Source organism: Acidovorax sp. (assembly GCF_016783915.1).
Classification (GTDB): domain Bacteria; phylum Pseudomonadota; class Gammaproteobacteria; order Burkholderiales; family Burkholderiaceae_C; genus Acidovorax.
In genome coordinates this window covers 1-9846 of the sequence record NZ_JADHVT010000163.1, presented here as the reverse complement: position 1 = coordinate 9846, position 9846 = coordinate 1, and the positions used below count along the sequence as shown (strand labels likewise).

Genomic DNA, 9846 nt, shown 5'->3' with positions numbered 1-9846 from the left:
GAAGGCATCGATTGCTCGCACGTGGTGTGTGATGCCACGCAGCGCACGGGCTTCCAGTTCAAGGAGCGCGTGACCGACGGGCGAGATCCGCAGGTCGAATACCACCGCAAGGGCTCCGCCGCCAGCCAGATGGGGCCTGCCGATGTGGACGAGCCCTGGCTGCAGTCCGCACGCCACCTGCATGCCACAGGCGTGTTTGCCGCCATCTCCGACACCAGCCTGCAGGCCGCTATCCGCACACTGGAGGTGATGCGTGCTGCAGGCCGCACCATCTCGTTCGACCCCAACCTGCGTCCCACGCTGTGGTCGTCGCCCGAGACCATGCGCCACTGGATCAACACCCTGGCGACCTATGCCAACTGGGTGCTGCCGGGCATGGAAGAGGGCGTGTTCCTGACTGGCGAAACCACCCCCGAGGGCGTGGCACGCTTTTACCGTGAGCGGGGCGCCAAGCTGGTGGTGGTCAAGCTCGGCCCCGAGGGGGCGTACTACGACAGCGATGTGGCCGGCACCGGCCGCGTGCCCGGCGTGCCCGTGGCCCTGGTGGTGGACACCGTGGGCGCGGGCGACGGCTTTGCGGTGGGCGTGATCAGCGCGCTGCTGGAAGGCCTGCCCGTGCCTGCCGCCGTGCGCCGTGGCGCCTGGATTGGTGCGCGCGCCGTGCAGGTGCTGGGGGACACCGAGGGGTTGCCTACCCGCACACAACTGCAGGAGGCTGGCCTGTGAGCCTGGCGCCACTTTCTGCAGACGGCAGCCCAAGTCCAGAGCGCAAACAGGTGCTGGTGTTTCGCGAACTACCACCCGACCAGTTGGCGCGTTTGACCGCCGTGCACGACGTGACGGTGGCCGACCCGCGCAAGCCCGACGAGCGCGCGCGGTTTGATGCGGCGCTGGCGCAGGCGCACGGGCTCATTGGCTCCAGCTTTCCCATCGATGCCGCTGTGCTGGCGCGTGCGCCTCGGCTGCAGGTGGTGTCCAGTATCTCGGTGGGCGTGGACAACTACGCGCTGGACGTGCTGCGGGCTCGCGGCATCGTGCTGTGCCACACCCCGGGGGTGCTCGACGAAACGGTGGCAGACTCGGTGTTTGCCCTCCTCATGGCCACCAGCCGCAGGCTGGTGGAGCTGTCGCAGCTGCTGCGCGAGGGCCGGTGGACCAAAAACATTGGAGAAGACCTGTTTGGCAGCGATGTGCATGGCAAGACGCTGGGCCTGCTCGGATTTGGCCGCATTGGCCAGGCCGTGGCACGCCGCGCCGCACTGGGGTTTGGCATGCCCGTGATGTACCACGCCCGCCGCCCCGTGAACCTTGCTGCCCAGGCGCCCGAATTGCAGGGTAAGGCCATCCACACGCCGCTGCCCGCGCTGCTGGCGCAGTCGGACTTTGTGGTGGCCATGCTGCCCTTGTCGGACAGCACACGGGGCATGGTCAACGCCGAACTGTTTGCAGCCATGAAGCCCGGCGCCATCTTCATCAATGGCGGCCGGGGCGCCACCGTGGTGGAACAAGACCTGCTGCACGCGCTGGACCATGGCCCGCTGCGCGCAGCGGGGCTCGATGTATTTGCTACCGAGCCTCTGCCGCTGGCGTCGCCCCTGCGCACCCACCCGCGCGTCACCCCGCTGCCGCACATCGGCTCGGCCACCCAAGACACGCGCCATGCCATGGCCGCGCTGGCCACCACCAACCTTCTGCAGGCACTGGCCGGCGAACGGCCCGCCGCCGTGTACAACCCCTTGCAAGCATGAGCCCGCCGACACCTGCACCCTCCACCACGCCGCGCGCCCGCCCCACCATCGCCGATGTGGCGGCCGAGGCCGGTGTGTCCAAGGCCACGGTGTCGCGCTACTTCAACCACCGTGAACGCCTGCTCAGCCCCGACATTGCAGCGCGGGTCGAGGCGGCCATCGCCAAGCTGGCCTATGTGCCCAGCCCCATGGCCCAGGCGCTGAGCCATGGCCGCTCGCGCCTCATTGGCCTGGTGGTGGCCGACATCACCAACCCCTATTCGGTGGCCGTGTTGCGGGGCGCCGAGAAAGCCTGCCAGGACGCAGGCTACCTGGTCATGCTGTTCAACCTGGGCAACGACCGCGAGCGCGAGCGCGCGGCCATCGACGCGCTGGCCAGCTACCAGGTGGATGGTTTTATCCTCAACACGCTGGGGCAGGGCGAGGGGCAGGCGGATGTGAACACCTTGCACGGCAAGCCCGCCGTGCTGGTGGACCGGCGCCACGCCGGGCTGGCGGCAGACTTCGTCTCGCTGGACAACCAGGGCGCCATGCGCGAAGCCTGCGCCCACCTGCAGCAGCAAGGCTGGCAGCGACTGCTCTACATCACCCAGCCCTTGTTGGGCGTGAGTTCCCGCATCGAGCGCACGGAGGCCTTCCGTGCGCTGGTGTCCTCCAAACGCTCCGCGGTGCGCGGCACTGTGCTGGAGCTGGCAGCCGAGCAGGGCGATGAGGTGCTAGACCAAGCGCTCACCGATCTGCTGCGGCAGGCCCGGCCCGGCGAGCGCTGTGCGGTGGTGGCGGGTAATTCGGTGGTCACGCTGAGGGTGGCGGCGTCCGTCTCGCGCATGGGGTGGACGTTTGGGCAACAGCTGGGCTTTGTGGGCTTTGACGACCCCGAATGGGCGTCGCTGATCCGGCCCGGCCTGAGCGCGGTGGCCCAGCCCACCGATGCCATCGGTCAACGCGCGGCGCAGTGCCTGCTGGAGCGTATCAACGGCCTGCAGGGCCCTGCGCGCGAGAGCCTGCTGCCCGGGCTGCTGGTGGTGCGCGGATCGTCGCTGGGGCCTGCGGGCGCTGCATCCGCAGGCTGAACGCGCTGCGCAAGGGATGCAGGACATCCCTAGGGCCTGCGGTATGCTTTGCGGCCCTCGCCCTGGCGCATTGCCGGGGCCTCTCTTTTCGCCTTCATCCTTCAGGTGCGCCCTGTGCCAAATCCCTCTCTGGACACCTCCCGCATCCGCGCCATTTCCATCGACCTGGACGACACGCTCTGGCCCATCTGGCCTACCATCACGCGGGCCGAAGGCGTGCTGCTGGACTGGCTGACCCACCATGCGCCCGCCACGGCGGCGCTGTTCTCGGACACCGAGGCGCTGCGCGCCATCCGCAACCAGATGGTGGCCCTTCGCCCTGACCTGAAGGGCGACCTGAGCGCGCTGCGGCGCGAGTCCATCCGGCTGGCACTGACCCAGGCTGGCGACGAACCAGCGCTGGCCGAGCCAGCCTTCGACCTGTTTTTTGCCGAGCGCCAGCGTGTGGAGCTGTTTGACGACGCACACGAGACACTCGCCTTTTTGTCGGCCCGTTATCCGGTGGTGGCTCTGTCCAACGGCAATGCCGACGTGCACCGCATCGGTATCGGCCACTACTTTCGTCACAGCATCAGCGCGTCGGATTTCGGCGTGGCCAAGCCCGATGTGCGCATCTTCCATGCCGCCGCCAGCGCGGCCGATGTGCTGCCTCACGAGGTGCTGCATGTCGGCGATGACGCCACGCTGGATGCGCAGGGCGCGCTCAACGCGGGCATGCAGGCCGTGTGGATCAACAGCGCCAACCACCCCTGGCCCCACAACGATGTGCAGCCACATGCCACGGTGGATAGCCTCACTGCTCTGTGCCGACTGCTCGCCTGATCGGCTGCGCCGGCCCGGTTTCTTGCCTCAGGTCAAGGTTTGGGCGCGTGGCGGTTGATGCCACGGCCCGATCAGGTCACACTTCATCGTCGCTCAGCGACCCCTCCCACCATGCCCCGTACTCCCCCCCCGTTGCCGGCCATACGCACCATCGGCCTGATGCAGCCCATGACCTGGCTGGTGCTGGCCTGGCGCGACATGGCACGGGCGGGCTGGATCAGCTTTGCGCATGGCCTGGCGCTCACACTGTTTGGGGCCGCCATCTTTGTAGTGGCGCACCACCGCTTCTGGTTGCTTGCGGGGGCGCTTTCGGGTTTTCTGGTGGTGGCGCCGGTGCTGGCCACCAGCCTGTACGCCCTGAGCCGCGCGCTGGAGCGCGGCGAGGCGGCCAACCTGGGTGTGGTGCTCAAGACCTGGCTCAACTGGCAGAACAGCCATGTGAACAAATGGGGCAACGACTACTGGTGCATGCTGCAGTTTGGTGCCCTGCTGGCGCTGGCCGCCTCGGGCTGGGTCATGACCTCGGCGGCGCTCATCACGTTGCTGGCGCCCGTGCCCATCGAGACACCGCTCGATTTTTTGCGCCACGTGGTCATGGCGCGCGACGGCTGGTTGTTTGAAATCTGGCTGGCACTGGGCAGCTTGATGGCGGCGCCCATTTTTGCGTCCAGCGTGGTAGCCATGCCGCTGCTGTTGGACCGCCGCGCCAACCTGCTGCAGGCGGTGCTCACGGGCTGGCAGGCAGTCATCACCAACCCGCTGCCGATGGCGTTCTGGGCAGCGATCATCCTGGGTTTTACTTTGCTCGGCCTGGGCTCCCTGCTGCTCGGCTTGATCGCAGTGATGCCCATGCTGGGCCACGCCAGCTGGCACGCGTACCGCGACCTGGTGGATGCATCCAGCCTGCCCGAGCGTGACCTGGTGGCCCCCGCTGTGCCAGCTGCCCCTGTGCGCCGGCCTGGAGGGACATCGTGATTTTTGGATTTACCGAGGCGCAGATCTCGGGTTTCTTCCTCACCTACGGGGTGGGGGCGTTCATTGCCTACATGCTGTTCATCATCGGGCAGCTGGCATGGGAATCCAAGGCGGGGCGCTTTGGCACGTTCGTGATTTTCCTGGGCCTGGGCGTGGGGTTTCTGGGGTTCCTGGCCAAGGTGGTGATTCAGTGGTGGATGGAGCGGTAACGGCACCTAACCCGTCCCCAAAAGGCGGTAGTGCTGCTTTGGCCGTGCATTTTTGCGATACCAAAAGCTACGAAAGGCTGTTTGAGCGGAGCCGTGGCAGCTTTGCGACGGCTGCTCATGACCTATTGAAACCTGTGTAGGGCATGGTGCTTCAACGCGGCCAGGACCGCAGCCCCAGCTCCTGCGCCAGGCGGCGGTAGTCGGCCAGGCTGCGCTGCACATAGTCATCCAGCGCCGCGCCGCTCAGCGCGAAGGGGTACAGCCCATGGCGGGCGCACAGGGCCGCGTAGCCAGGCGCTGCCTGGGCTTCCTGCAGGGCGGTCGTCCAGGCGTGGGCGTCGGCATCGGGCACGCTGGCGGCCATGTAGAGGCCGCGCACGGTGGTCCACAGCAGGTCGATGCCCTGTTCGCGTGCCGTGGGCAAAGCGGCCAGTGCACCGGTCAGCCGAGCGGGGGCCAGCACCGCCAGGATGCGCAGCGGCAGACCTTCGGCAGCGGCCTTGGTGGCCTCAGCAGCGTCGCCGGTAAAGATGTCGATGTGTCTGCCACCCAGCGCCTTGAGTGCTTCGCCGCCGCCTTCGAACGACACAAAACGCATGCGCTTGTGGTCTTGCCCGGCCGCGCGGACCAGCAGGGCGGCCTTGACCCAGTCCTGGCTGCCCAGCGTGCCACCGGCGCCAAACACAACGCGGGCCGAGTCCTTTTGCAGCGCGGCCACCACGTCCTGCAAGCGCTGGTGCGGGGCGTCGCGGTGCACGGCCACCACGCCGTAGTCATTGCCCAGCGTCGCGATCCAGCGCACTGCGTCGACTGAATGCGGGCCGAAACGGCCCTGCGCCATGTTGAGCAGTGAGCCGCTGGAGAACGCCACCAGGGTGCCGGCCCCCCCCAGGCGGCCCGTGGCCACCTGATCAAACGCGACCGCACCAATGCCTCCGGGCAGGTAGCGGGTGCGCATCGGCGTGCGGCCAGGGCGTACGGCCTGCAGCGCCTGTGAGGCCAGACCACAGGTCAGGTCAAATCCGCCGCCGGGGCGTGAAGGCGCAATGCATTCTGCCGGTTCGCGGGATGCGTCGGCCGCTGCCGGGAGGGGCGCCAGGCCCGCGCCAGCGCTGGCGGCGGCCGCGAGCGTCTGCAGCAGCTGGCGGCGGCTGCAAGGCGCGGTCAGCGGGCGGTCCGTGGCGGGCAAGGGCTGCGGCATGGGGTGTCGAGCGTTCAGTGGTTCAGTGGTTGAGCGGGCTGTGTCAGGCGCGGGGCCACCAGAGTATCGCCAGAAGCCCTGGCCCTTCGGCGCGCGCCTGCAGGCGCAGGCTGCCGCGATGCCGCTCGGCAATCGACCGCGCAATCGCCAGCCCCAGGCCCGACCCGCCCGCTGTGGCCTGCGAGCCGCGCCGATAGCGCTGGCCCAGGGCGTCGCGCTCTTCGGCGGGCAGGCCGGGGCCGTTGTCCTCCACGCTGATGCTCCAGCCCAGGCCGTCACTGGCTGCCGACACAGTGACGGTGCCCTTGGCCGGGGTGTAGGCGATGGCGTTCGCCGCCAGATTGGTCAAAGCCTCGCGCAGCAGGCCGCTGTCGCCCACGGCCTCGATGCCAGCGGCGGGTGTTTGGATGCCAAAGTCGATCTGCCTGGCGCGCGCCTGGGGCAGCAGCTCCAGCGCCACCGTGCGCAGCAGCGCGGCCAGGTCGAATGGAGTCAGCTCCACCGCCGCTGTGTCGCTGCGGCCCAGTGCCAGCAGTTGCTGCGTGCTGCGCGTGGCGCGGGCGATTTCGCCCCCGATGGCCGCCAGCGTGTGCTGCACCTGTGTGGTGTCGCCCTCGCGGCGTGCGTAGTCGATCTGCATCTGCAGCGTGGTGAGGTGGGTGCGCAACTGGTGCGACGCATCGTCCAGAAATTGCCGCTGTTGTGCCACCAGGTCTTGCGTGCGCGCCATCTGCTGGTTGACCGCGTCCACCAGCGGGCGGATGTCTGCGGGCAGGTCGTTGGATGCCAGCGGGGTCATGTCGTCGCTGCTGCGGGCCTGCACCTCGCGCGCCAGCCGTGCCAGCGGGCGCAGCGCCACAGCCAGCAGTGCCGCAGTGCCCAGCACCATCAGGACCAGCACCAGCGCATCGCGCTGCACCGCGCGGCGCACAAAGCGGTCGGTGAAGTCCTGCCGCGACCGGGTGCTTTCGGCCACCTGCACCAGCACGGTGGATGCGGGCTCTGCACGGTCCAGCGCGCGGCGGTAGGCCGCCAGCCGCACGGATTCGCCAAAGTAGGTGGCGTCATAAAAACGTGGCACGCCAGGCTCCAGCGGGCCGGCGGGCAGGGGCAGGTCGGCATTGCCCAGCTCCACCAGCCCGTCGGACGACGCCACGCGAAAGTACACGTTGCCACTGGCCGTGAGTTCAAAAAATTCGAGCATGCTGTAAGGCAGCTCGGCAGACAGGCCGCCCGAGGCGGTGGAGATGTTGGCGTCGATGGACTTGAGCGCGCCGAGCAGTGAACGGTCGTAGGCCGCGTTGGCAGCCTCCAGCGCATCGTGCCGGGTCATCCACAGCTCCACGCCGGTCACCACGGTCAGCAGCGGCAGCAACAGCATGGCCAGCAGCCGCCACAGGCTGGCGCGGCGCAGGCGCTGGGTCATGCCCATGGTTCAGTCTGCTTCCAGCGCGTAGCCCAGGCCGCGCAGCGTGGTGATGCGCACACCGCTGCCATCGAGCCGCTTGCGCAGGCGGTGCACGAACACCTCCACGGCTTCAGGGTGCACGTCGTCATCTTCGGTGAACACGCGGTCCAGGATCTGCTGCTTGGAAAACGGCTCGCCACTACGTTGCACCAGCACGCGCAGTACGGCATGTTCGCGCGGCGACAGGGCCAGGGACTCGCCCTGCAGCGTGAACTGCTTGCGGGCGTTGTCATACACCAGCGCACCACAGGCCTGGCGTGGGTGCTCGTTGCCGCGCGCGCGGCGCACCAGGGCGTGCAGCCGCGCTTCCAGTTCTGCCAGTTCGAACGGCTTGGCCAGAAAGTCGTCGGCCCCCGCGTTGAGCGAGCGCACGCGTTCGTCCAGCGAGTCGCGTGCCGTGAGGATCAGTGCGGGCAGGCGCTGGTCGCGGTCGCGCAGTCGCTGCAGCACGGCCTGGCCGTCCAGCCCTGGCAGGCCCAGGTCCAGCACCAGTGCGTCGTAGTTGTCGTGCTGCTGCAGCGCGCGGTCTGCCAGGCGCCCATCGTTCACCCATTCGACCTGGATGCCTGCATGCTCCAGCGCGCGGCTGAGCCAGGTGCCCAGGTTGTGGTCGTCTTCGGCCAGGAGGATGCGCATGGAGGGATGCTAATGCCGTTCGCTGCTATTTCTTTGCGTTCCAGGGGTTTGCAACTGGCGAGGCCCAAGCCAGAGCCACCGTGGAACTGGCTTTGCCAGGCCACCGGTGGCGTCCTCCTGGGGGGAAGACGCGAAGCGGCTCAGGGGGTTAATCGGGTTTCACCTTCGCGCGCAGCAGCACCTTCTTCCAGCGCTCCTGTTCGGACGCGATGAACTGCGCGAACTGCGCGGGCGTGCCGCCAATGGCCTCTGCCGCGTCCGCGTTCAGGCGCTCCAGCGAGCCGGGGGCTTTGACGGCCTTGGCGGTCTCGGCCGCCAGTTTTTCGAGGTTGGCCGGGGCCAGGTTGGCGGGCGCCAGCATGCCGTACCACTGCGTCATTTCAAAGCCCGGGAAGCCCTGTTCGGCTACCGTGGCCACGTCGGGCAACTGGGGCAGGCGCTTGGCAGAGCCGGTGGCGATGCAGCGCACCTTGCCGGCCTTGATGAAGGGCAGCAGGGCTGCAGCGCCCACAGCAGCGGCATCAAGACGGCCCGAGAGCAGGTCGGTCATCATGGGGCCGGTGCCGCGGTAGGGCACGTGCAGCATGAAGATCTCGGCGGTCATCTTGAGGTATTCAAACGCCAGGTGGCCTGCGCTGCCGTTGCCTGCCGAGCCATAGCTGAGCTTGGCCGGGTTCTTCTTGGCGTAGGCAATGAACTCCTTGAGGTTCTTGGCAGGCACGTCGGGGTGCACCACATACAGGCTGGGCACCTTGGCCAGCAGGCTCACGGGCTTGAAGTCCTTGTTGGCGTCGTAAGGCAGCTTGTCGAAGATGAAGGGGTTGACGGCCAGCGTGCCGATGTGGCCCAGGATCAGTGTGTGCTGGTCGTCAGAGCGGGCCACTTCACCCATGGCAATGTTGCCTGCGGCGCCGGGCTTGTTGTCCACATACACGCTCTGGCCCAGCGTCTTGCCCAGCTCGGCAGCGGTGGAGCGGGCCACGATCTCCGAGCTGCCGCCCGGTGCGAACGGCACCACAAACCGCACCGACTTGGACGGCCAGGCCGCCTGTGCCGAAGCACCGGCGGGCAGCAGGCCGCCCAGGGCCAGTGCACCACTGGCTCCCAGCAGATGGCGGCGGGTGGGGGACCAGAGGGCGGGGAGTTCGTGTGAAAGCATGGGAGTGTCTCCGTCAAAACAAAAGGCCGTAAGGCGGGCAGCGCGCATGTGGTATGCGTGTGGCGCCATGGTGCCCGGGCCGGGCTTTCGGAATGCTGTCAGCGGGCTTGGTAGTTACCCGGGGGTGGCCTGCTGGCCCCCGGTTGCGTGGGGTCAGCCCGCTGCCGCGCAGGCGGCCACGGCGGTGCCGCTGAGCACCGCGCCTTCCAGCGTCGCCGGGTAGGGGCCCTCCACATAGTCGCCGCAGGCCGTCAGCCCCGGCAGCACCTGCATGGCGGGACGCTGCAGGCCCGGGGTGCACGCAAACGTGGCACGCTTTTCGACCACGGTCTGCACGGGTCGCAGGCCCGGCCGGCCCAGCTGTGCGGAAGCCTGCTGCAGCACCTGCTGCTCGATGAGCGCCCGGTCGCCTTCGCTGGCGCTCACCACAAAGGCCAGCAACCCCTGCTGGCCATCGAGCTGGCCTCGGTCGAACACGAACTGCGCCGGGTGCTCTGCCGTGTTGCGCAGCGCCAGCATGGGCAGGGGCAAGCGCGCGCCGCTGGCGTGGGCGTA

11 protein-coding genes are annotated in these 9846 nt (G+C 68.3%); 6 read left to right on the top strand and 5 right to left on the bottom strand.

The window, feature by feature from the left end; all coding sequences use genetic code 11:
• The 6 genes from ISS20_RS20995 to ISS20_RS20970 all read left to right on the top strand — a co-directional run.
• Positions 1 to 726 (top strand): sugar kinase (locus tag ISS20_RS20995; protein WP_291439229.1); only part of this gene is annotated, 726 nt, incomplete at its 5' end.
• Positions 723 to 1748: a D-glycerate dehydrogenase gene (locus tag ISS20_RS20990; protein WP_291439227.1), complete on the top strand. Its 1026-nt coding sequence runs from the start codon at positions 723 to 725 to the stop codon at positions 1746 to 1748. The genes ISS20_RS20995 and ISS20_RS20990, both read left to right, overlap by 4 nt.
• Entirely contained in the window at positions 1745 to 2821 is a 1077-nt protein-coding gene (locus tag ISS20_RS20985) for a LacI family DNA-binding transcriptional regulator (RefSeq protein WP_291439225.1), read from the top strand. Before ISS20_RS20990 ends, ISS20_RS20985 begins: the two co-directional genes overlap by 4 nt.
• A 114-nt stretch (positions 2822 to 2935) precedes the next feature.
• Positions 2936 to 3643, top strand: coding sequence for an HAD-IA family hydrolase (locus tag ISS20_RS20980; protein ID WP_291439223.1), 708 nt, complete (start codon positions 2936 to 2938; stop codon positions 3641 to 3643).
• Positions 3644 to 3754: 111 nt separating this feature from the next.
• Entirely contained in the window at positions 3755 to 4618 is an 864-nt protein-coding gene (locus ISS20_RS20975) for a DUF2189 domain-containing protein (protein ID WP_291439222.1), read from the top strand.
• Positions 4615 to 4827, top strand: coding sequence for a DUF2788 domain-containing protein (locus ISS20_RS20970; protein WP_291439220.1), 213 nt, complete (start codon positions 4615 to 4617; stop codon positions 4825 to 4827). Before ISS20_RS20975 ends, ISS20_RS20970 begins: the two co-directional genes overlap by 4 nt.
• A 151-nt stretch (positions 4828 to 4978) precedes the next feature.
• On the opposite strand, the gene ISS20_RS20965 is transcribed toward ISS20_RS20970, so the two are convergent.
• The 5 genes from ISS20_RS20965 to ISS20_RS20945 form a co-directional block, all read right to left on the bottom strand.
• Positions 4979 to 6016, bottom strand: a complete 1038-nt coding sequence (locus ISS20_RS20965) for a tripartite tricarboxylate transporter substrate-binding protein (RefSeq protein ID WP_291439218.1) — start codon at positions 6014 to 6016, stop codon at positions 4979 to 4981.
• 55 nt (positions 6017 to 6071) lie between these two features.
• Positions 6072 to 7460, bottom strand: coding sequence for a sensor histidine kinase (locus ISS20_RS20960; RefSeq protein ID WP_291439216.1), 1389 nt, complete (start codon positions 7458 to 7460; stop codon positions 6072 to 6074).
• Between the two features lie 3 nt (positions 7461 to 7463).
• Positions 7464 to 8132, bottom strand: coding sequence for a response regulator (locus ISS20_RS20955; RefSeq protein ID WP_291439214.1), 669 nt, complete (start codon positions 8130 to 8132; stop codon positions 7464 to 7466).
• Positions 8133 to 8280: 148 nt separating this feature from the next.
• A complete protein-coding gene (locus ISS20_RS20950) occupies positions 8281 to 9291 on the bottom strand; it encodes a tripartite tricarboxylate transporter substrate binding protein (protein WP_291439212.1) in 1011 nt (336 codons plus the stop codon).
• 153 nt (positions 9292 to 9444) lie between these two features.
• Positions 9445 to 9846: FAD-dependent oxidoreductase (locus tag ISS20_RS20945; protein ID WP_366828625.1), on the bottom strand; the 402-nt coding region annotated here is incomplete at its 5' end.